Source organism: Streptomyces sp. NPDC002573 (assembly GCF_042889625.1).
GTDB lineage: Bacteria > Actinomycetota > Actinomycetes > Streptomycetales > Streptomycetaceae > Streptomyces > Streptomyces gibsoniae.
The window spans coordinates 214,561-234,991 of sequence record NZ_JBIARC010000006.1 but is presented as its reverse complement, the minus strand read 5'-3'; the positions used below and the strand labels follow the sequence as shown (position 1 = coordinate 234,991).

General features: G+C 70.4%; 20 protein-coding genes. 12 read left to right on the top strand and 8 right to left on the bottom strand.

Going from position 1 to position 20,431, the window contains the following annotated elements:
* Positions 1–321 precede the first annotated feature (321 nt).
* The gene (locus ACFYX0_RS09025; protein ID WP_388968233.1) at positions 322–2,982 is read left to right on the top strand and encodes an ATP-dependent Clp protease ATP-binding subunit; all 2,661 of its coding nucleotides are present in this window, start codon (positions 322–324) and stop codon (positions 2,980–2,982) included.
* A gap of 15 nt (positions 2,983–2,997) precedes the next feature.
* On the opposite strand, the gene ggt is transcribed toward ACFYX0_RS09025, so the two are convergent.
* Positions 2,998–4,794, bottom strand: coding sequence for a gamma-glutamyltransferase (gene ggt / locus ACFYX0_RS09020; RefSeq protein ID WP_355913414.1), 1,797 nt, complete (start codon positions 4,792–4,794; stop codon positions 2,998–3,000).
* A gap of 104 nt (positions 4,795–4,898) precedes the next feature.
* Here ggt and ACFYX0_RS09015 point away from each other — a divergent pair, with 104 nt between their 5' ends.
* Both ACFYX0_RS09015 and ACFYX0_RS09010 read left to right on the top strand, forming a co-directional pair.
* A complete protein-coding gene (locus ACFYX0_RS09015; protein ID WP_388968168.1) occupies positions 4,899–5,654 on the top strand; it encodes a hypothetical protein in 756 nt (251 codons plus the stop codon).
* 114 nt (positions 5,655–5,768) lie between these two features.
* Entirely contained in the window at positions 5,769–7,337 is a 1,569-nt protein-coding gene (locus ACFYX0_RS09010; protein WP_388968165.1) for an alpha/beta fold hydrolase, read from the top strand.
* A gap of 208 nt (positions 7,338–7,545) precedes the next feature.
* Here the strand turns inward: ACFYX0_RS09010 and ACFYX0_RS09005 are convergent, their stop codons facing one another.
* The 6 genes from ACFYX0_RS09005 to ACFYX0_RS08980 all read right to left on the bottom strand — a co-directional run bounded on the left by ACFYX0_RS09005 (position 7,546) and on the right by ACFYX0_RS08980 (position 13,366).
* On the bottom strand, positions 7,546–7,986 hold the full coding sequence (locus ACFYX0_RS09005) for a DUF6278 family protein (protein WP_311693363.1): 441 nt from the start codon (positions 7,984–7,986) through the stop codon (positions 7,546–7,548).
* A 78-nt stretch (positions 7,987–8,064) separates the two neighbouring features.
* Positions 8,065–8,844: an exodeoxyribonuclease III gene (locus ACFYX0_RS09000; RefSeq protein WP_355913425.1), complete on the bottom strand. Its 780-nt coding sequence runs from the start codon at positions 8,842–8,844 to the stop codon at positions 8,065–8,067.
* Positions 8,845–8,922: 78 nt separating this feature from the next.
* On the bottom strand, positions 8,923–9,558 hold the full coding sequence (locus ACFYX0_RS08995; protein WP_388968162.1) for an MBL fold metallo-hydrolase: 636 nt from the start codon (positions 9,556–9,558) through the stop codon (positions 8,923–8,925).
* Positions 9,559–9,629: 71 nt separating this feature from the next.
* Entirely contained in the window at positions 9,630–10,928 is a 1,299-nt protein-coding gene (gene pcaC / locus ACFYX0_RS08990; RefSeq protein ID WP_388968160.1) for a 4-carboxymuconolactone decarboxylase, read from the bottom strand.
* Positions 10,929–10,960: 32 nt separating this feature from the next.
* A complete protein-coding gene (locus tag ACFYX0_RS08985; RefSeq protein WP_388968157.1) occupies positions 10,961–12,061 on the bottom strand; it encodes an IS110 family transposase in 1,101 nt (366 codons plus the stop codon).
* A gap of 435 nt (positions 12,062–12,496) precedes the next feature.
* Positions 12,497–13,366 carry a trypsin-like serine peptidase gene (locus tag ACFYX0_RS08980; RefSeq protein ID WP_388968154.1) on the bottom strand — a complete coding sequence of 290 codons (870 nt, stop codon included), beginning with the start codon at positions 13,364–13,366 and terminating at the stop codon, positions 12,497–12,499.
* A gap of 256 nt (positions 13,367–13,622) precedes the next feature.
* On the opposite strand from ACFYX0_RS08980, the gene ACFYX0_RS08975 reads away from it, so the two are divergent.
* The 6 genes from ACFYX0_RS08975 to ACFYX0_RS08950 all read left to right on the top strand — a co-directional run bounded on the left by ACFYX0_RS08975 (position 13,623) and on the right by ACFYX0_RS08950 (position 17,155).
* Positions 13,623–14,117: a Fur family transcriptional regulator gene (locus ACFYX0_RS08975; RefSeq protein WP_388968152.1), complete on the top strand. Its 495-nt coding sequence runs from the start codon at positions 13,623–13,625 to the stop codon at positions 14,115–14,117.
* An 8-nt stretch (positions 14,118–14,125) separates the two neighbouring features.
* Positions 14,126–14,338, top strand: coding sequence for a hypothetical protein (locus tag ACFYX0_RS08970; RefSeq protein ID WP_388968149.1), 213 nt, complete (start codon positions 14,126–14,128; stop codon positions 14,336–14,338).
* Positions 14,339–14,347: 9 nt separating this feature from the next.
* Positions 14,348–15,397, top strand: coding sequence for a CobW family GTP-binding protein (locus tag ACFYX0_RS08965; protein WP_388968146.1), 1,050 nt, complete (start codon positions 14,348–14,350; stop codon positions 15,395–15,397).
* Positions 15,398–15,649: 252 nt separating this feature from the next.
* Complete coding sequence (locus ACFYX0_RS08960; RefSeq protein ID WP_388968143.1) at positions 15,650–16,408, top strand: WD40 repeat domain-containing protein; 759 nt, start codon at positions 15,650–15,652, stop codon at positions 16,406–16,408.
* Positions 16,405–16,806 carry a (2Fe-2S) ferredoxin domain-containing protein gene (locus tag ACFYX0_RS08955; protein WP_388968140.1) on the top strand — a complete coding sequence of 134 codons (402 nt, stop codon included), beginning with the start codon at positions 16,405–16,407 and terminating at the stop codon, positions 16,804–16,806. The genes ACFYX0_RS08960 and ACFYX0_RS08955 overlap by 4 nt, the downstream gene beginning before the upstream one ends.
* Positions 16,793–17,155, top strand: a complete 363-nt coding sequence (locus ACFYX0_RS08950) for an ArsR/SmtB family transcription factor (protein WP_388968137.1) — start codon at positions 16,793–16,795, stop codon at positions 17,153–17,155. Before ACFYX0_RS08955 ends, ACFYX0_RS08950 begins: the two co-directional genes overlap by 14 nt.
* 23 nt (positions 17,156–17,178) lie before the next feature.
* Here ACFYX0_RS08950 and ACFYX0_RS08945 read toward each other — a convergent pair whose 3' ends face one another.
* On the bottom strand, positions 17,179–17,472 hold the full coding sequence (locus tag ACFYX0_RS08945) for a hypothetical protein (RefSeq protein ID WP_388968134.1): 294 nt from the start codon (positions 17,470–17,472) through the stop codon (positions 17,179–17,181).
* A 257-nt stretch (positions 17,473–17,729) separates the two neighbouring features.
* On the opposite strand from ACFYX0_RS08945, the gene ACFYX0_RS08940 reads away from it, so the two are divergent.
* The 3 genes from ACFYX0_RS08940 (at position 17,730) to ACFYX0_RS08930 (ending at position 20,424) form a co-directional block, all read left to right on the top strand.
* Positions 17,730–18,689 carry an adenylyl-sulfate kinase gene (locus ACFYX0_RS08940; RefSeq protein ID WP_388968131.1) on the top strand — a complete coding sequence of 320 codons (960 nt, stop codon included), beginning with the start codon at positions 17,730–17,732 and terminating at the stop codon, positions 18,687–18,689.
* Positions 18,690–18,740: 51 nt separating this feature from the next.
* Positions 18,741–19,133, top strand: coding sequence for an SCO5389 family protein (locus tag ACFYX0_RS08935; protein ID WP_388968128.1), 393 nt, complete (start codon positions 18,741–18,743; stop codon positions 19,131–19,133).
* Between the two features lie 313 nt (positions 19,134–19,446).
* On the top strand, positions 19,447–20,424 hold the full coding sequence (locus ACFYX0_RS08930) for a metal ABC transporter solute-binding protein, Zn/Mn family (RefSeq protein WP_388968125.1): 978 nt from the start codon (positions 19,447–19,449) through the stop codon (positions 20,422–20,424).
* Positions 20,425–20,431 lie beyond the last annotated feature (7 nt).

Here is a 20,431-nt window from a genome sequence, read left to right as displayed (position 1 = left end):
CCCGACTGGAGTGCTCTGGTCCGGTAGACAACACCAGCTGTGTTACGGGAGGGCTACGGGGAGTTTTCGGACCGGCCGCGGAGCGCTCTGTCGTAGTGCGCAGACGCCGTGCGCGCCTGCCGTACCGGGCACGCGCCTCCCGTGCGCGCCCCTTTGCCGGGCGGGCTCCGGACATGCCGCGGGAGTGCGTTCGTGCCATCGTGGTCTACGAGCGCCGCGCGCGCCCCACAGGTGTAACCGGGCCCCGTCCGGGCACCCGGCACCGGCACGTCGATCAGCGAGCGTGTCCCGGGCCCCGCCGGGACGCCGGAACGGATGGCCATGACCAGCGGCTACAACGGTTCGCAGGGCTACGGCTCGGACCCCTTCCAAGAGTTCTTCCGACGCATCTTCGGCGGTGGGCCGCGCCCGGGTCCGCGTCAGATCGACCTGGGCCGGCTGCTGAGCGAGCCCGCCCGGCAACTGGTCGCCGGCGCCGCACGGTACGCCGTCGAGCACGGTGCCCGGGACCTCGACACCCAGCATCTGCTGCGCGCCGCGCTCGCCACCGAACCGACCCGGAGCCTGCTGAGCCGGGCGGGCGCGGACCCGGACTCGCTGGCGACGGAGATCGACCAGCGCTGGGGGCCGGTGCAGCACCCGGAGGAGGCCGCGCCCCCCACCTCGCTGTCGCTGACCCCGGCCGTCAAGCGCGCCTTGCTGGACGCGCACGATCTGGCCCGGTCGAGCGGCGCCGGTTACATCGGGCCCGAGCATGTGCTCACCGCCCTGGCCGCGAACCCCGACTCGGCCGCCGGGCACATCCTGCACTCGGCGCACTTCGCGCCGCCCGCCCTGCCGCCCGAGGCGGCCGACACCACCCAGCCGCGCCCGGAGCGGCCGCGCCCCGTCTCGACGCCGACCCTGGACAAGTACGGCCGCGATCTGACCGATCTCGCGCGCCAGGGCCGTGTCGACCCGGTGATCGGACGGGACGAGGAGATCGAGCAGACCATCGAGGTGCTCTCCCGGCGCGGCAAGAACAACCCGGTGCTCATCGGCGACGCGGGGGTCGGCAAGACCGCCGTCGTCGAGGGGCTCGCCCAGCGCATCGCCGACGGGGACGTGCCGGACGTCCTGCTCGGCCGCCGGGTGGTCGCCCTGGATCTGCCCGGCGTGGTCGCCGGCACCCGCTACCGCGGCGACTTCGAGGAGCGGCTCACCAATATCGTCGGCGAGATCCGCGCGCACTCCGACGAGCTGATCATCTTCATCGACGAGCTGCACACGGTCGTCGGTGCGGGCGGCGGCGGCACGGAGGGCGGGTCCATGGACGCGGGCAACATCCTCAAGCCCGCCCTGGCCCGCGGCGAACTGCACATCGTGGGCGCCACCACGCTGGAGGAGTACCGCCGGATCGAGAAGGACGCGGCGCTGGCCCGCCGTTTCCAGCCGATCCTGGTGCCCGAGCCGTCCGTCGCGGACGCCATCGAGATACTGCGCGGGCTGCGCGACCGCTACGAGGCCCACCACCAGGTCCGCTACACCGACGAGGCGCTGCTGGCCGCCGTGGAGCTGTCCGACCGCTATCTCACCGACCGTCATCTGCCCGACAAGGCGATCGACCTGATCGACCAGGCCGGCGCCCGGGTGCGGCTGCGCGCCCGGACCAAGGGCACGGACGTACGGGCCATGGAGCGCGAGGTCGAGCAGCTCGCGCGGGACAAGGACCAGGCGGTGGCCGACGAGCAGTACGAGCAGGCCACCCAGTTGCGCGACCGCATCACCAAGCTGAAGGAGCGGATCGGGGAGGCTTCCGGGGAGACCGAGGCGGACGAGGGGCAGCATCTGGAGGTCACCGCCGAGGCCGTCGCGGAAGTGGTCTCCCGGCTGACCGGGATCCCGGTCTCCCGGCTCACCGAGGAGGAGAAGCAGCGGCTGCTCGGCCTGGAGGGGCATCTGCACGAGCGGGTCATCGGGCAGAACGAGGCGGTCAGCGTGGTCGCCGACGCGGTGATGCGCTCGCGCGCCGGGCTGTCCAGTCCGGACCGGCCGATCGGCAGCTTCCTCTTCCTCGGCCCGACGGGTGTCGGCAAGACCGAACTGGCCCGCGCCCTCGCGGAGGTGCTGTTCGGCAGCGAGGAGCGCATGGTCCGCCTCGACATGAGCGAGTACCAGGAGCGCCACACCGTCAGCCGGCTGGTGGGTGCGCCGCCCGGGTATGTGGGCCACGAGGAGGCCGGCCAGCTCACCGAGGTGGTACGGCGGCATCCGTACTCACTGCTGCTGCTCGACGAGGTCGAGAAGGCGCACCCGGACGTCTTCAACATCCTGCTCCAGGTCCTCGACGACGGCCGGCTCACCGACGCGCAGGGCCGCACGGTGGACTTCACCAACACCGTCATCGTGATGACGAGCAACCTCGGCTCCGAGGCGATCACCCGGCGCGGCGCGGGCATCGGGTTCGGGCCGGGCGGTGCCGAGGCGGACGAGGAGGCGCGCCGCGAGCGGATTCTGCGACCGCTGCGCCAGCACTTCCGGCCCGAGTTCCTCAACCGGATCGACGAGGTCGTGATCTTCCGTCAGCTGACGTCCGATCAACTACGGGAGATCACCGACCTGATGCTCGACAAGACGCGTCGCCGGCTGCAGGCCCAGGACATCGGGGTCACCTTCACCGAGCGGGCCGTGGACTGGCTGGCGCGACGCGGCTACCAGCCGGAGTACGGTGCGCGCCCGCTGCGCCGGACCATCCAGCGCGAGGTCGACAACCAGCTGTCCCGGCTGCTGCTGGACGGCCGGATCGAGCGCGGAGGCCGGGTCGAGGTGGACGCGGAGGACGGGCAGTTGCTCTTCCGGCCGGAGCGGCCCGCCCGCAGGGAGCAGACCGAGTCCTCGGGCGCGCCCACGCAGTCACGGGCCGGCGAGGACGCCGCGCCGCCCGCGGTGCAGGGCGGCGAGACGGCCCGTCCCGAGGGGGACGGGGCCGCCCGCCCCGAGTGAATCGCCCGTCGGCCGTTACGGCGCCGGGTTCACGACCATCGCGGACCCGCCGCCGCGCCGTACCTTCTCGGCGGCGGCCAGCCACTTGCCGCCCGGCAGCCGCTGCACGCCGGTGGCGGCGCCGATCTCCGGGTTCAGTGTGAAGGAGTGCCCGATCGCCGCCAGCTGTGCCCGCAGGTCGCTGTTGTAGAGGGCGGGTTCGAGTTCCGTCTTCGCCGCGTTGCGCTGGCTGGCGCGCGGTGCGGCGATGGCGTCGACGAGCGGCAGATGCCGGTCGAGGAACTCGGTCAGGGTCTGCAGCACGGTGGTGATGATGGTCGCGCCGCCGGGTGAACCGAGCGCGACGACCGGCCGGCCCTGCTTGTCGAGCACGATCGTGGGCGAGATGGACGAGCGCGGCCGCTTGCCCGGGCCGGGCAGGTTCGGGTCGTGGACGGCCGGGTTGGCGGGGGCGAAGGAGAAGTCCGTCAGCTCGTTGTTGAGCAGGAAGCCGCGGTGCGGGACGGTCATGGCGCTGCCGCCGGTCTGCTCGATGGTGAGCGTGTAGGAGACGACGTTGCCCCATTTGTCGGCGACGGTGAGGTGCGTGGTGTTCTCGCCCTCGTACGTCGTCGGAGCCGCCGTTCCCCCGGTGCCGCAGGCCGCCGGGTGGCGCGGGTCGCCGGGCGCGAGCGGGCTGGTGAGGACCGCGTCGTCCTTGATCAGGCAGGCGCGGGAGTCGGCGAACCGCTGGGAGAGCAGTCCCTTGGTGGGCACGTCCTCGAAGGCGGGGTCGCCGACCCAGCGCCCGCGGTCGGCGAAGGCGATCCGGCTCGCCTCGATGAAGTGGTGCAGATACTGCACCTCGCTCGCCTTGGAGAGGTCGGTCCTCTCCAGGATGTTGAGCGCCTCGCCGACCGTGGTGCCGCCGGAGGAGGACGGGGCGATGGAGTAGACGTCGAGGCCGCGGTAGGAGGTCCTGGTGGGCGCCTGGAGCTTGGCCCGGTAGACCGCGAGGTCCTTCTCGGACAGCTTGCCGGGACGGGCGTTCCAGCCCGAGGCCGGGTCCACCGGGGGCTTGTCGGCGGTGGCGACGATGTCGTCGCCCAGATCGCCGTGGTAGATCGCGCCGATGCCCTTCCGGCCGAGCTCCGCGTAGGTGCCGGCGAGGTCGGGGTTCTTGAACGTGGAGCCGACCGCGGGGAGCGCGCCGCCAGGCAGGAACAGCTTGGCGGTGTCCGGGAAGGCGCGGAAGCGGGTCTCGTTGGACGCGGTCTGGGAGCGGAAGGTGTCGTCGACGGTGAACCCGTCACGGGCTATGCGCTCGGCCGGCTCCAGGACCGTGCCGAGCCGCCTGCTGCCCCACTCGTCCAGCGCCTTCTGCCAGGTAGCGGCGGTGCCCGGCGTACCCACGCTCAGGCCGCTGCTGACCGCGTCGGCGAAGGAGAGCGGCTTGCCGTTCTCCATGAACAGGCCGGAGTCCGCGGTGAGCGGGGCCGTCTCCCGGCCGTCGATGGTGTGCACCGTACGGGTCTTCGCGTCGTAGTAGACGAAGTAGCCGCCTCCGCCTATGCCCGCGGAGTAGGGCTCGGTGACGCCGAGCGCGGCGGCGGTGGCGACGGCCGCGTCCACCGCGTTGCCGCCCTTCTTCAGCACCTCGATCCCGGCGGCGGTGGCGTCCGCGTCGACGCTCGCCACGGCCCCGCCGTACCCGACGGCCACGGGGACCTTGTCCGGTGCGGGGGTGGACGACGGCGGCGCCGCCGCTCCCACCGACACCACGGCGGCCGAGACCGCCCATACCGCCAGTTTCCGTCCGACAGGGCGACGCATTCGTACCTCCAGTCGACGTCCGTCCACCGAGCGTAACCGCATTGCCATGGTCCCGTCAGTCCCATCGAACACCGGTTCACAACGGCCCGCTACCATGCCCGGCCATGAACGACGACGTGCGCAACATCGTCCTCGGGGTGGTCGCGGCCGGCATCAGCGCCGCGATCGGCTGGCTCGCCAGGACGTATCTCTGGAAGCGGAAACTCCGCCGCAAGCAGGTGTTCTTCGGGCTGCCCGACAACTCCGAGTCGCTGCTGGTGGTCAACCGGGAGGCGGGCGGGCCCGAGTTGACGGTGATGCGGCACGACGTGTTCGCCCTGCTGGAGCTGTCCGCGCTCATCAAGGACTGCGGGGCCCATGCCCAGGTCGTCGCGCACGACGCCGCCCAGCAGGGTTTCGGCGAGCGCACGGAGTTCTGCGTCGGCGGCCCGGCATCGAACCGCCGGATGGCCGCCCACCTCAACTCGTTGCTGCCTGGCATACGCATCAACACCGACGCGGAACCGGGCCCGGAGCGCGGTGCGTTCGCCATCGGGGGCGAGCGCTATCTGCTGCAGTCCGGCCGGGCGGAGTATGTGATCCTGGCCCGGCTCACCGCGGACCTGGGCCGCGGCGCACGCCCCGTCTTCCTCTTCTGCGGCCAGCGCGCGATCACCAACCAGGCCGCGACCCGCTATCTCGCCCGCCACCACGAGCGACTGGCACGCAAGTACGGGACCGGGTCCTTCGTCCTGCTGCTGAAGGTGGTCAACTCCCAGGCGTACGGACCGGACGTGGTGGAGCTGGTGGCGGACGTCACCCGGGCCGCACACGCTCCCGCACCGGAGGAATCTCCTTCCGACTCCTCACGTGTTTCCTAAGTTTGCTGAGACGTCAACAATCGTTACTGGCACGTAACTTACCGATGGGTTACCTCTGGTAAGGACATGAGGTTACCGTCTGGTCACTTTGCACTGACACGTGAGGAGTGACCCGTGGGAAACCACCGCAAGGCCCTGCGCACGACCACCGTGGGTGCCGTCTCGGCGACGCTGATCGCCGGCAGCGTCCTCGGGTTCGCCCCGACCGCCCAGGCGGCGTCGAACGACGTCCGCTTCGTCGACATCACGGGGGATGGCGGAACGGTCCTCAAGGGGAACGTGGTGACGCCCTCGGGCGCCGACGGCACGCGCCGCTATCCGCTGCTCGTGCTCCCGACGAGCTGGGGCCTGCCGCAGGTCGAGTACCTCGCCCAGGCCCAGAAGCTCGCGGACTCCGGCTATGTCGTGGTCACGTACAACGTGCGGGGGTTCTGGCAGTCAGGCGGCCAGATAGAAGTGGCCGGGCCCCCCGACATAGCCGACGCCTCCCGGGTCATCGACTGGGCGCTCGCCAACACCCCGTCCGACGCCCGGCACATCGGAATGGCGGGGGTCTCCTACGGCGCCGGCATCAGCCTGCTCGCCGCCGCGCACGACAAGCGCATCAAGGCGGTCGCCTCGCTGAGCGGCTGGGCGGACCTGATCGACTCGATCTACTCCCAGCGCACCCAGCACGTCCAGGCGGGCGCCCTGCTCGACGGCGCCGGTACCCTGACCGGCCGTCCGAGCCCCGAAGTCCAGCAGGTGTTCAAGGACTTCTTCGCCTCCAACCTGGCGAAGGAGCCGGACCTGATCGCCTGGGGCAGGAAACGCTCCCCCGCCACCTACATCGACGAGTTCAACAAGAACGGCACGGCGCTCCTGCTCGCCAACGCCTGGGGCGACACGATCTTCCCGCCCAACCAGTACGTCGACTTCTACGAGAAACTGACGGGACCGAAGAGACTGGAGCTGCGTCCGGGCGACCACGCCACGGCCGAACTGACCGGGCTGTTCGGGCTTCCCAACGATGTGTGGACCGACACCGAGCGCTGGATGGACCACTATCTCAAGGGCGAGGACAACGGCATCGACCGCGAACAGCCGGTGGAGCTCAAACCCCGCTCCCCGGGCGGTTACGAGGGCTACCCCGACTGGAAGTCGGTGGGCGCGACCCGGCGGAAGATCGACCTCGCGGGAACCACCACGATCCACGCCAACGTCGACTCCGGCGCGGACGGCGGGGTCATCTTCCTGTCCAGCATCCTCGACCAGATCGCCCATGTGCCGCCGATAGCCGCGATCCCGCTGCTGCCGCGCCGCTACGCGGCCGTGTGGCAGTCGCCCAGATACGCCACCGCGCAGCACATCCGCGGCACGGCGACGCTGCACACCACCCTCACCCCGACCAAGGAGAGCGGCACCCTCGTCGCTTACCTCTACGACGTGGGCCCGCTCGGCCTCGGCAAACTGGTCAGCAACGCGCCGTACACCTGGCACGGGCTGACGCCCGGCAAGCCGTTCGGCGTCGACCTGGAGCTGTTCTCCACGGCCTACGACGTCCCGGCCGGGCACCGGCTCGCGATGGTCGTCGACACGGTCGACCCGCTCTACATCGAGCACAACCCGTCCGGCGCGCAGCTGACCTTCTCCTCGCCCGCGGAGGACCCGTCCTACGTGTCCGTTCCGCTGCGCGAGCAGTGATCTTCGACCGCCACCGGCCGGGCACACCCCGATGAGCTGGTGCTGCCCTCCCCCTACGGTCCGGGTGGCTGTGGGGGGAAGTCCCACCGCCACCGAGATCGCGGGGACGAACGGCCCATCCTAGTCGAGGTTCCGGCCTGTGGTCCTCAGGGCCGGTGCCCCGGCAGGCAACGTCTGCCCGACGCGGCGAGCGTCACCTGTCGGGGCTCTAGAACTCCGCCACCTCGGCGTACACATGAGTCAGTTCGGGGGCGCCGGTGTCCGCCCAGGTGTGGCCGGCCTCGACCACGTCGATCTCCCGGCCGGAGGTCAGCCGTACCACGGGATGGCCGCTCGGCCACACCACCCAGGTCGCGCCCGGCACCGTACGCACGATCACCGTGCCCAGATACAGGCCCGCGTCGTTCCCGAGCCAGGGCACGATCTCGTCGTCGTCGCGCCAGCGCGGCACGATCTGGTCGAGCGCCTCCAACGACTCCGCCGAGTCGTCCAGTTCGACGCCCGCCTGGTCGGCCTGGGAGCGCAACAGTTCGCACTCGGAGAGAAGTGCGGCGACGCTGCCCGGGTCGGGGTCACCGGTGGAGAGCACCGAGACCCCTCGTGAGAGGCCTCGTTTCTTGCGCCAGTCGCCCAAGAAAGGGATGTTCATAAGCCCAGCGTGACACCACCGCCACGGCTCGCACCACAGGGCGCGCGGACTCCGGCCGCCGCGCCCCGCGCAAGGCCGTCACAACCCCAGGTCGACCACCACCGGCGCGTGATCCGACGCGCCCTTGCCCTTGCGCTCCTCCCGGTCCACGTACGCGTCCTTGACCGCCTTCGCGAACGGCTCGTTGCCGTACACCAGGTCGATGCGCATGCCGCGGTTCTTGGGGAAGCAGAGCTGGCGGTAGTCCCAGTACGTGTAGGGGTGGTCGTACTTCAGCGGACGCGGGACCACATCCGTGAGACCGGCCTCGCGCAGGGAGGTCAGGGCGGCGCGCTCGGCGGGGGTGACATGCGTCGCACCCTCGAAGGCGGCGATGTCGAAGACGTCGTCGTCCGTCGGCGCCACGTTGTAGTCGCCCAGCACCGCGAACGGGCGGCTGCCCCCGGCGTCGCCCGCCACGGCCGCCCTCAGGGCCTCGAACCACTGCAGCTTGTACGCGTAGTGCGGGTGATCCACCTCACGGCCGTTCGGCACGTACACCGACCAGACGCGGACCGGGCCGCAGGTCGCCGAGACGGCGCGGGGCTCCTGGACACCGTCGTAGCCCGGATCGCCCGGCAGGCCCTTGACCACGTCCTCCAGGCCCACACGGGAGAGCACCGCCACGCCGTTCCACCGGCCGGTGGCGTGGACCGCCGCCTCGTACCCCAGCTCGCGGAGCTGATCGTAGGGGAACTGGGCCTCCGAGACCTTGGCCTCCTGGAGGCACAGCACATCCGTGCCGCTGCTCTCCAGCCAGGCCAGGAGCCTCGGCAGACGGGCAGTGATCGAGTTCACGTTCCAGGTGGCGATGCGCATGTCCCCCAACCTACCGGGCGGGTACGACAACCGGCTGGGGGCGGCGGGGCCGGGCCCCCAGCCGGCGCGCCGCGACCGTCAGACCTCGGCCGACCCGCCCGGGGCCAGGCGCAGGTGCTCGGCGCCGCCCAGCGCGCCGATCTGGTGGTCGTAGATCGGCCGCGCGAGATCCGTCAGCAGGGCGTCGTGGATGTCGTACGCGCGCTGCGGCTTGACCTCGCGGACGTAGTCGATCACCTCGGAGATCTTGTTCCAGGGAGCCATCACCGGAAGCATCAGCGCCTCCACCGGGCGGTCGGGCACCGTGAGCGCGTCGCCCGGGTGGAAGACCTTGCCGCCGTCGATCAGAAAACCGACGTTCGTGATGCGCGGAATGTCCGGGTGGATCACCGCGTGCAGCTCGCCGTGCACCTGCACGTCGAAGCCCGCGGCGGTGAAGGTGTCGCCGTGACCGACGGTGTGCACCCGGCCCGGGAAGGTCGCCGAGATCTTCTCCGCGACGGAGGCGAGGGTCCAGATCTCCGCGCCCGGGTCGGTGTCCAGGGCGGCGCGCAGCCGGTCCTCGTTGAAGTGGTCGAGATGCTCATGTGTGACCAGGATCGCGTCGGCGCCGACCGCGGCGTCCTCCTCACTGAAGGTGCCGGGGTCGATGACGAGCGTGCGCCCGTCCTTCTCGAGCCGGATGCAGGCGTGCGACTTCTTCGTGAGCTTCATGAACACCATCCTGCCCCCGCCCGGGTGTCCGGGGTCCCCCCGACGTGGTGCTCCCACTACCCGGCTGACGATCACTCCTGCGGGGTCGTCTCCTCGCGGATGACCTCCTGCGCCACCTTGAACGCGCTGCTCGCGGCCGGTACACCGCAGTAGACCGACGCCTGGAGCAGCACTTCCTTGATCTCGGCCGGGGTCAGTCCGTTGCGCAGGGCCGCCCGGGTGTGGGAGGCGAGTTCCTCGAGATGGCCGCCCGCGACCAGCGCGGTGAGGGTGACACAGCTGCGGGCGCGCCGGTCCAGGCCCGGCCGGTCCCAGATCTCGCCCCACGCGTAGCGCGTGACGAACTCCTGGAAGTCCCCGGAGAAGTCGTCCGCCGAGGACAGCGCCCGGTCGACGTGCGCGTCGCCGAGCACCTCACGGCGGATCTTGAGACCCACCTCGTACGGGTCGGCCCGGTCCGCGGGCTCGGACGTCATGACGGGCGGGGCGATCTCGGCCACGGGCGCCACCGGGGCGGGCGGGGCGAGCGCCGGCTTGACCGGGGGTGTGGTGATCGCCGTCAGCTGGCCGGTCGTCGCGTCGAAGGCGGGCTGCCAGGCGGTCGAGAAGTGGTGGACGAGCAGATCGGTGACCGCCGCGGGCTGCTCCACGGGCACCAGATGGGAGGCGCCGGGGACGACCGCGAGCCGGGCGTCCGGGATCCCGGCGACCAGGGTGCGGGCCTCGGCGGGGCCGGTGACCTGGTCCTCCGAGCCCACGAGGACCAGGGTCGGCACGCCGATGCGGCCCAGCTCGGCCCGTACGTCGAAGGCGGCGAGCGCCTCGCAGGCCGCGATGTAGCAGCCGGGGTCGGTGGTGCGGACCATCTGCACGGCCCACTCGGTGATCGCGGGCTGGGCGGCCGCGAAGCCGGCGGTGAACCAGCGATCGGGGGAGGTCCGGGCGATGGGATCGAGCCCGTTCGTCCGGACGATCACGCCCCGCTGGCGGAACTCGTCGGCCGTGCCGAAGCGGGGCGACGCGGCGATCAGGGCGAGCGAGGCGAGACGCTCGGGGTGGCGCAGGGCCAGCTCCATACCGACGGCGCCGCCGAACGCACAGCCCGCGTAGCCGAAGCGCTGCACTCCGAGACCGTCGAGCGTGGCCAGCAGCCGGGCGGTGAGCTCGGCGACGGAGCCCACCGGGTGCGCCGGGGCGCCGCCATGACCCGGCAGGTCGTAGCGGAAGACCCGCCACTGCTTGATGAGCTCGGGGATCTGCCGGTCCCACATGTGCCATGTGGTACCCAGTGAGGGACCCAAGATCAGGACCGGAGCGTCTTCTGGCCCGTCAAAGCGGTATTGCAGGGTGTTCGGGGGTGTCTCACTCACGCCCCAGACCCTCTCACGTCTCACGGACGCCCCTATAACGCGGGGGCGCGGGAAACCGGTCTGACCAGGTTGAAGACCTCGCGGGCTGCGTATCGCTTGAGGCATCGGATGATCTCGCGTCGGGTCTTGCCCTCCTGGGTGCGGCGTTCGTAGTACGCCTGGGTACGAGGGTCGTGACGCAGGCGGGTGAACACGATGCGGTCCAGGGCGGCGTTGGCCTGGCGGTCTCCGCCGTGGTTGAGCCGGCGCGTGCTCCGCCGGCCGGAGGAGTACTCGATGGGGCTGACTCCGCAAAGGGCTGCAAAGGACGCCTCGGTGTTCAGTCGCTCGGGGTTGTCTCCCATGGTGATCAGGAGAGTGACGGCGCTGTCCGGGCCGATGCCCACCGGTTCGAGCAGCTGTGGGGCGTGGCGTTCGACGAGCCGGGTCAGGCGCTGGTTCAGCTCATCGATCTGCCCGGTGAGCTGTTCGATGCGCTCGGCGAGCATGCGTAACGTCATGTGGGTGGCCTGGGCCACCATGTCCTCGTCTCCCCCGTCATCGGGTGGGCTGAGGGTCGCGCAGGTGCGGAACAGCTCGGCATTGCCCAAGCTCGACAGCCGTTCCCGCAGGGCGGGGTCGGCGATGACCAGGACGGCTTTGAGCTGGTTGATCGCCTGGGTACGGGCCTTGACCGCTGAGTCCTTCGCCAGCTTGAAGATCCGGGCGCTGTGCACCGGACCGTGGCCGGATTTTGCCCGGGCCCGGGTGCGACCGCTGAGCACGGCTCGCGCGGCGGCCTGCGCATCGAGCGGGTCCGACTTCCCCAGCAGCCGGCGGGCCGAGCGGTCGGGCCGGTTCACTTCGAACACCTGGATCTGCTGGGCCAGCAGGTAGCGGGACAGGGCCGCGCCGAAGGTGCCGGTGCCCTCCACACCGGCCCGGCGCACTTTCCCCAGCTTGCGGGCCCAGGTGAGCAGCCGACGGTAGCCGGCCGCCGTGGCCGGAAAGGACTCGGAACCCAGGACCTTCCCCAGCGGGGAGACCACAGAGGCGACATGAACCTCGCCGTGCGTGTCCACGCCCAGGACGACCTCGCCCGGAACAGGAGGATCCGTGCTGGTGGAGGAGGTGCTGCGCTGTCTGGTCGTCATGGTGGTTCGCCTCTCCCGCGGGTGACGTGCTGGGTGGATGGCACCGGCCCGCTCGGGCGGTCTGAACCGTGATGGCGCCTGAAACTCGGCAAGGCCCCTATTGGGACACGCCCTGTGGCTCGGTACCTGCAGGTGCTATCCCGCAACGACAGTCGACACGCCTGTGACTGGACACTTCGGTCATAGATCTCATGAGTCAGACCCCCGTCCGGGACGGCACTGCACAACCGTCCCATCGATCCCGCCACAACGGCGCGACTCGATCACCGCCGGATGGCTTCGAACGAACCGACGCTCGAACTGGCCTGGACGGGCTGACAATAGGTCGACTCTTCGTCCACTCATGACCGGCATTGACGGACGGCGTGGAAGCCCGCCGGAAGCACCACCGGAGTACGGCCCTTTCGCCGTGAGCTGGGTGCGGATGAGCTGGGCTCAGTCCTCGCCCTGGGCGCGTCGGTAGAGCTTGGCGATGTCGTCGTCGAAGTACGCGGCGTAGGAGACATCGTCCTGGTCGCCGCCGCCCTCGTGGCCGCCCAGGACGCCGATGACGGTGCCGGTGTGGCGCTTGGGGTCGTAGTCGGCGAGCCAGGGGCTGCCGCTGGTCCCGTCCTCGAGGTCGGTGCACTGGATGCGCAGCTGGGTGTCGCTGAACTTCGTGGTGCGGTTCTGGCATGAGATCGGGGTGTCACGGCTGGTGGGGTAGCCGGTGATCTTGACCTTGTTGTCGAAGCCGCGGTTTATGCCGAGGGTGTTGTCGCCCAGGAGGTCCTGGATGTTCTTGCCGTCCTTCTGGTCGAGGACGAGGAAGGCGACGTCGAGGTCCTCGTCCTGCGACTTGGCCCAGCGGTCGTCGACGACCACCTTGCTGACCTTCCACAGGCCGGTGGGTTCGTCGCCGTTGCGGTAGCCGGGGGCGAAGACGAGGTCGTTCAGGGGCTGTCCGGAGTCGTTGTCGAAGGCGCAGTGGGCCGCGGTGATCAGCATGTTCCGGCCCGGACTCTGCACCACGCTCGCGGTGCAGAAGTGGGCGCCCTGGTCGTCCTTTTCGAAGATCGCGCCGATCCGGGCGTTCTCCTCGGTCCTGCGGGGGGTGTACGCGGTGCCGTCCTTGGCCGGGGCCGTCGCGGAGAGGGCCTGGTCCTGGTCCTGCGGGGACTGGCCCCGCTCGCCGGACTTGCCGAAACGGCTGCGCCCGCTGCTTGTGGCCGTATGAGTTTCCCACGCGGCGTCGCCCACCACTGCGGCTGCCCCGACGATGACCAGCATCAGGGGCAGGACGGCATTCCTGACCAGCGAGCGCACAAGGTCATTATCGACGCGGGCCGGGAGTCCGGGAGGTGCTCCACCGGGAGGTTCCCGTCACATTCCACCGCCCCGAAGGCACTGGCCTGACAGCCCACACCCGCAAGGACCTGCCGTCCGATTGCCCCGGCAGCACTGCTGAACCAGCCGTCGCCAACCAAGCCGCACATGACTGGTCGTTCATATGGACATGGATTTCATTTCCATCTACGGTGGAGCGTGCCGACCCGGCACGAGCCACAGGGGGTGATGCGCCATGGGCGACCGGACGACCCGACAACGCAAGGCGGTCACGCGGACACTCGCGGGCTGCCAGGACTTCGTGTCGGCCCAGGACTTGTACGCCCTTCTGGTGGCCGGCGACCACGCGATCGGCCTGACCACCGTCTACCGCGCCCTGCGCGAGCTGGAGGCCGACGGCGGTGTGGACGTCGTACGCGACGAGACCGGCAGGCGGCTCTACCGGCTGCGCCCCGCCGAAGGGCACCGCCACTACCTGATGTGCCGCGACTGCGGCCGCAGCCGGCCGGTGGACTCCGAGGTCGTCGAGGAGTGGGCGGGCCGGATCGCCGCCGCGACCGGCTTCACCGCCGTGGAGCACCCCGTCGAACTCACCGGCGTCTGCACCGACTGCCTCCCCCACACCGTCGGAGGCCGGCCGTCCGGGGACGGAAATGGAGGAGAGGAACAGCCATGCCACTGGGATCGCGGCCCGGGCCTCCGGGGCCCAGTCCGCAGCTGCGCGAGCTGAAGGAGACCGTGCGCGCCCTGCTCGGACTCGACGACGACACCGCCGTCCTGATCCGCCAGCTCGCCTGCACCGAACCGGGCTGCCCGCCATTGGAAACGGTCGTCATCGTGCTGCCGATGGAGGGCGACGCCCGCCGCTGGACGCTGCACCACCCCGCCGACCAGATCACCGAGGACGACCTGCGGGCCGCCCTCCTCGCCACACCCGAACAGCACGACTAGGAGACCGACTTGACCACCTCCGTAACCGAAGAGCCGCGCGACGTGGGGGCACCCCCGAACGAAGTCTGGGGGAGGGTCCCCGTCACCGTCCTGACCGGCTTCCTCGGCTCCGGCAAGACCACCCTCCTCAACCGCATCCTCACCGAGAACCACGGCATGAGGATCGCGGTCATCGAGAACGAGTTCGGCGAGGTCGGCATCGACGACGCCCTGGTCCTCGACGCCGAGGAAGAGATCTTCGAGATGAACAACGGCTGCATCTGCTGCACCGTGCGCGGAGATCTGATCCGCATTCTGGGCGCGCTGATGCGGCGTCGCGAGAAGTTCGACCACATCCTCATCGAGACCACCGGACTGGCCGACCCCGCACCGGTCGCGCAGACCTTCTTCATGGACGACGAGATCGCCGCCCAGCTGCGGCTCGACGCCATCGTCACCCTCGTCGACGCCGCCCACGTGCTCCAGCACCTGGACGAGGTCAAGCCGGAGGGCGTGGAGAACGAGGCCGTCGAGCAGATCGCCTTCGCCGACCGCGTCGTCCTCAACAAGACCGACCTGGCCGACGAGGAGACCATCGGACAGGTCGTGCGCCGCATCCGGGCCATCAACGGCGGAGTGCGGATCATCCCCGCACAGCACGCGCGCATCGATCTCCACGAAGTGCTGGACGTGGGCGCGTTCGACCTGGAGCGGGTGCTCGCCGACGATCCCGCCTTCCTCACCGAGACCGAGCACCAGCACGACACCACCGTCACCTCGGTCGGCATCGAGCTGACCGGGGAGCTGGACGAGGACCGGCTCAACGCCTGGCTCGGCCGGTTGCTGCGCACCAAGGGCGTCGACCTCTTCCGCTCCAAGGGCATCCTCGCCATCGCCGGAGCACCCAAGCAGTACGTCTTCCAGGGCGTCCACATGCTGCTGGACGGCACCTTCGGACGCGACTGGCGGGAGGACGAACCCCGCACGAACAAGCTGGTGTTCATCGGCCGCAACCTCGACCGGGAGGCCCTCGAACACGGTTTCGCCGACTGCCTGGCCACGGCGGGAGCGGCCGCGTGAGTACGACGGTTCAGTCCCCGCTCGCCTGGGAGGCCGGCGTCGACGACGCACCCGTCGCGCTCAATGCACGGGGTGATCTGGTCGCCGTCGCCGGGGCCGAGGGGACGGTGAAGGTCCTCGACGCGGCGATGGGCGCCGAGATCGGGGCGTTCGAGCTTTCCGGAGGCGCACTCGCGGTCGCGCTTTCCCCGGATGCCGGGCACATGGTGGCGACCGGCCCCCTGGGATATGCACTGTGGCGGGGGTACGACGGTGCGGGAGTCCGGCGCATGGTCGGCCGCCGCCGCGTGGGCCGACGGCACACGGGTCGCGGTCGCCTCCGGCCGCCGCGCACTCGTACTCGACACGGACGGCGGCGAGTTGTGGCGCACGGAGCCCGCCGCGTCCACCGTCACCGACCTCGCCTGGATGCGACAGGGACGGCGCCTGGCCGTGGCGGCGTACGGCGCCGTGCGCTGCCACGAACGGCACACCGAGAAGCCGGTCGCCACCTACCCCTACGTCGGCTCCCACCTCGCACTCGCCGTCGCACCCACCGGCAGGTGGATCTGCAGCGGCAACCAGGACGCCTCCATCCACATCTGGCGCACCCGCGACGGCGGCGAACTCACCATGTCCGGCTACCCGGAGAAGGTCTCCCGCCTCGCCTTCGACGACACCGGCTTCTGGCTGGCCGCCGACGGCGCACCCGACGTGACCGTATGGGACTTCTCCGGCAAGGGCCCGGAGGGCACGGCACCGCGCTCCCTGCGCTGCCACGAGACGGTCACCGCGCTCGCCTGGCGGCCGGGCGCGGCCGGGCATCTGGCCAGCGGCGGCGCCGACGGCACCGTAGCCCTGTGGCACGCCACGGCCGGGCGGCCCCAGGCACGCCTGCGCCCGGCGCGCGAACTGGACGGCACGGGCGAAGCGGTCGCCGCACTGGCCTGGACGGACCCGCACCTGCTGGCCGTCGCCTGGCGGGACGGACGGATCCGGACGTACGGCGTGCCGTCCCGGAACGCGCTGTGAACCGGGCCGTGATCCGGGCAGCCGCTCCCCGCCCCTGCACGCTAGTCGTGTGCCGGGGCTGCTGCTGCGGCAACCCGCGCAAGCACCCGAGCATCGACCACGCCTGGCAACTGGAACGCCTGCGCGCCGGCGCGGCACAGCACGGCTTCCAGGTCCGCACGACGGACTGCCTCGGCCCCTGCGACCAGGCCAACGTCATCGTCGTCCAGCCCTCCACCGCCGGGCGCCGCGCCGGAGGCCGCGCCGTCTGGGTCGGCTTCGCCATGGACGACGACAGCACCGACGACCTGCTGCGCTGGGCAGCCCAAGGCGGACCCGGCATCGTCGAACCGCCCACCGCCCTGGCCCTCCAGCTCATCCGCCCACCGCGCGAGGCCCGCGCCCGTGCACGCCGATGACCTCGACGCCGGCGGCCGCGACGTCCACGCGGCCGCCCGGCTGGACGAAGCCACCGCCGCCTCCGTCGCCACAACGCTCCAGGCCCTGGTCACACCGTCCCGCCTGCTGATCCTCACCACCCTGCGGCAACGGCCCTACCCGGTCGGCGAACTCGCCGCCGTCATCGGCATGGAACAGTCCGCCGTCTCCCACCAACTCCGCCTGCTGCGCGCCCTCGGCCTGGTCACCGGCCGCCGCGACGGCCGCCGCATCGTCTACAGCCTCTACGACGACCACGTCGCCCGACTCCTCGACCAGGCCGTCCACCACATCGAGCACCTGCGCCTCGGCGTCCGCGACCTCGACTGACGCACACCTCCAGGAGCAGCACGTCAGTTGAGGTGGGCGACCTGCTGCGGCGCCGGGGCTGCCCGGAGCCGGTCGGGCAGTGTGCCGTCGTCGGGCATCCCGGCCCGCAGCCACGCCCCCACCGCCTCGGCGTCGGCTTCCGTCACCAGCGGACCGAGGCGTACCACCATCCCAGTGGGCCTGCGGTCGATCCCGCAGGGCTGCACAGCGCCTTGCAGCCCGCGGCCGCCTTGGCAATGCAGCACCTTTCCCAGGCAACCGGTGGAGACCATCACCGCGTGCGGGCACTCCCGGACCGCGTGACGCAGCCCGTTCATCGCCCCTCCCCTCGCGGCGGCAGGGCATGAGCCGCAGACGACAAGGGTGAAAGGGCGGCTCTGACGGTCGCCGGCGGTATCGCTCATCTCCGTGTTTCCTCCGCATGAGTGAAAGAGGTCCCCCTATTTGCCGCCGCGGAGACCCAACCCGCCACAGCTGTCAGCAAGTTGACACACCGGGGATTTGACAGCGCCTGGCCGCATCACCAGCCTATGCTCATGACATCCATTTTCAACAGCGGGGGTGGCGGTTAGCCATGCGTGTTGCCTTCGTCGGCAAGGGCGGCAGCGGCAAGTCGACCCTGTCGGCCCTCTTCTCCCGCCACCTGGCGCACTCGGGGGCGCCGGTCGTCGCGATCGACGGCGACATCAACCAGCACCTGGCCCACGCCCTCGGCCTCGACGAGAACGAGCTCTTCGCCGCCCCGCCGCTCAGCGCGCGCACCGGCGAGATCAAGGACTACCTGCGGGGCACCAATCCGCGGATCCCGTCCCGCGACGCCATGGTCAAGACAACCCCGCCCGGACGCGGCTCCCGGCTGCTGCGGCTGCTCGGCGACGACGAGATCCACGGCCACCACGTCCAGGAGGTCGCAGGCGTCCCGCTCATGGTGACCGGCACCTTCGACGAGAGCGATCTGGGAGTGGCCTGCTACCACTCCAAGCTCGGCGCGGTCGAGCTGTACCTGAACCACCTCGTGGACGGCCCCGGAGAGTACGTCGTCGTCGACATGACCGCCGGCGCCGACGCCTTCGCTTCCGGCCTGTTCACCCGCTTCGACATGACGTTCCTGGTCGTCGAGCCGACCCGCAAGAGCGTCTCGGTGTACCGCCAGTACCGCGACCACGCGGCCGAGTTCGGCATCCCGATCGCCATCGTCGGCAACAAGGTCACCGGTGAGGACGACCTGCTCTTCCTCAAGAAGCACGTCGGCGACGATCTGCTCGCGCACTGCGAGCAGTCCTCCTACGTGCGCGCCCAGGACCAGGGCCGCAGCCACAGCGAGCTGGAGCCGCACAACACTCGCACCCTGGACCTGCTGCGCGCGGCCGTGGACGCCCGCCCCAAGGACTGGGCGGCCTTCCAGAAGCACGCCGTGGACTTCCACCTGCGCAACGCCGCCGCCTGGGCCAACGAAGCCACCGGCCAAGACCTCGCCGGCCAGGTCGACCCGGACTTCCGCCACGGCCCCGCATCACTGACCGCCTTCGCCTGACCCCCACTCCCCAAGACCAAAACCCAGAGCAAGAGAACAGGACAGCCCTTCATGTCACTCGACGTCTCCCCGCAGCTCCTCGCCGAAGCCGAGAACGGCGAGGTACGGGAGCAGGACTTCGTGGAAACGGCGCGCACCTCCCTGCCGTACGCCTACGACCTCATCGCCCGCCTCGCCGAGGAATTGAGGTCCGGCACGGCGGAGTTCGCCGACAACCAGACCCCGCCGCCCTCCGAGAAGGAGCGCGGCCAACTCCTGCGCGCCCTGTCCAGCGACGCCATCCGCGGCAGCCTGGAACGGCACTTCGGCATCGTCCTCGCCTTCCAGAACTGCCACCGGGTGGCCGCCTTCCACTCCGAGGCGCGCGGCAGCGCCACCCACACCCGCTTCACCTCCCCGCGCGCGCAGATCCTCAACCAATCACCAGAGTTCCGCGACTGCTGAACCACTGCCGATCGCGACCGCTGCATGCCGGAACCGGCGCTCGGCAGTCAGGTCCGCCACTTTGCCCCTTGGCGGCCGTCGCCCACCAGGACACCCGGTCCTCGTGAGCGACGGCCGCCAAGGCTTGTCCCGGAGGCATCCGGCGCACCCCCCTACCTGCGCAGCCCCGGAGCAGTCGTACGCCCGGTCAAAAGATGGCAACGGTTTTCATCTGGCATTGATCTGAAAATCATTTCCATCTAGCGTCGAAGGTGTCGCCACGCAGCCGACGCCTGTCCGTAGCGCGACCGGTATCGCCCGAAGGAGCTCCCGCATGTCCACCGCCCCCGCCTCCCGTTCCGCCCGGCCCGTCGCGAGGATCGCACTGGTCACCGCGACGGCCGCCCTGACGGCCGTGACGGCGACCGCCTGCTCGACCTCCTCCTCGCACACCACCGACACCGCCGCTACCGGCAGCGGACACGGCTCGGGCAACACGATCCAGGTGGTGGCAGCGGAGAACTTCTGGGGCAGCATCGCCTCCCAGCTCGGCGGCAGCCACGTGAAGGTGAACAGCATCATCACCAACCCGGACACCGACCCCCACGACTACGAGCCGACCGCAGCAGACGCCCGCACCGTGGCCAGCGCCCAGTACACGATCGTCAACGGCATCGGCTACGACGCCTGGGCCGACAAGCTGCTCGCCGCCAACCCCGGCAGCGGACGCACCCAGCTCAAGGTCGGCGACCTGGTCGGTATCAAGCCGGGCGGCAACCCGCACCGCTGGTACTCCCCGGACAACGTCCACCAGGTCATCGAGAAGATCACCGCCGACTACAAGAAGATCGACCCGGCCGACGCGGCCTACTTCGACCAGCAGAAGAAGACCTTCGAGACGAAGACCCTCGCCGGCTACAACAAGCTCATCGCCGGCATCAAGGCGAAGTACGCGGGCACCCCGATCGGTGCCTCGGAGTCCATCGTCACGCCGCTGTCGGACGGTCTGGGACTGAAGATGCTCACCCCGGAGACGTTCCTGGACGCGATGAGCGAGGGCTCCGACCCCACGGCCAAGGACAAGGCCACCATCGACCAGCAGATCAAGAACAAGAAGATCAAGATCTACGTCTATAACTCCCAGAACTCCACGCCGGACGTGCAGGCGCAGGTCAAGGAGGCCAAGGCCCAGGGCATCCCGGTCGCCACGGTGACCGAGACCCTCAGCCCTGCCGGGGCCTCCTTCCAGCAGTGGCAGACCACCCAGCTGCAGGGCATCGAGCAGGCCCTGGCCAAGGCCACCGGGAAGTGAACTGAAG

Bases quoted from the DNA above. Each gene is read 5' to 3' on its own strand.
- ACFYX0_RS09025 (WP_388968233.1), top strand. From the start codon at position 322: ATGACCAGCGGCTACAACGGTTCGCAGGGCTACGGCTCGGACCCCTTC.
- ggt (WP_355913414.1), bottom strand. From the start codon at position 4,794: ATGCGTCGCCCTGTCGGACGGAAACTGGCGGTATGGGCGGTCTCGGCC.
- ACFYX0_RS09015 (WP_388968168.1), top strand. From the start codon at position 4,899: ATGAACGACGACGTGCGCAACATCGTCCTCGGGGTGGTCGCGGCCGGC.
- ACFYX0_RS09005 (WP_311693363.1), bottom strand. From the start codon at position 7,986: ATGAACATCCCTTTCTTGGGCGACTGGCGCAAGAAACGAGGCCTCTCA.
- ACFYX0_RS09000 (WP_355913425.1), bottom strand. From the start codon at position 8,844: ATGCGCATCGCCACCTGGAACGTGAACTCGATCACTGCCCGTCTGCCG.
- ACFYX0_RS08995 (WP_388968162.1), bottom strand. From the start codon at position 9,558: ATGAAGCTCACGAAGAAGTCGCACGCCTGCATCCGGCTCGAGAAGGAC.
- ACFYX0_RS08985 (WP_388968157.1), bottom strand. From the start codon at position 12,061: ATGACGACCAGACAGCGCAGCACCTCCTCCACCAGCACGGATCCTCCT.
- ACFYX0_RS08975 (WP_388968152.1), top strand. From the start codon at position 13,623: ATGGGCGACCGGACGACCCGACAACGCAAGGCGGTCACGCGGACACTC.
- ACFYX0_RS08945 (WP_388968134.1), bottom strand. From the start codon at position 17,472: ATGAACGGGCTGCGTCACGCGGTCCGGGAGTGCCCGCACGCGGTGATG.
- ACFYX0_RS08940 (WP_388968131.1), top strand. From the start codon at position 17,730: ATGCGTGTTGCCTTCGTCGGCAAGGGCGGCAGCGGCAAGTCGACCCTG.
- ACFYX0_RS08935 (WP_388968128.1), top strand. From the start codon at position 18,741: ATGTCACTCGACGTCTCCCCGCAGCTCCTCGCCGAAGCCGAGAACGGC.
- ACFYX0_RS08930 (WP_388968125.1), top strand. From the start codon at position 19,447: ATGTCCACCGCCCCCGCCTCCCGTTCCGCCCGGCCCGTCGCGAGGATC.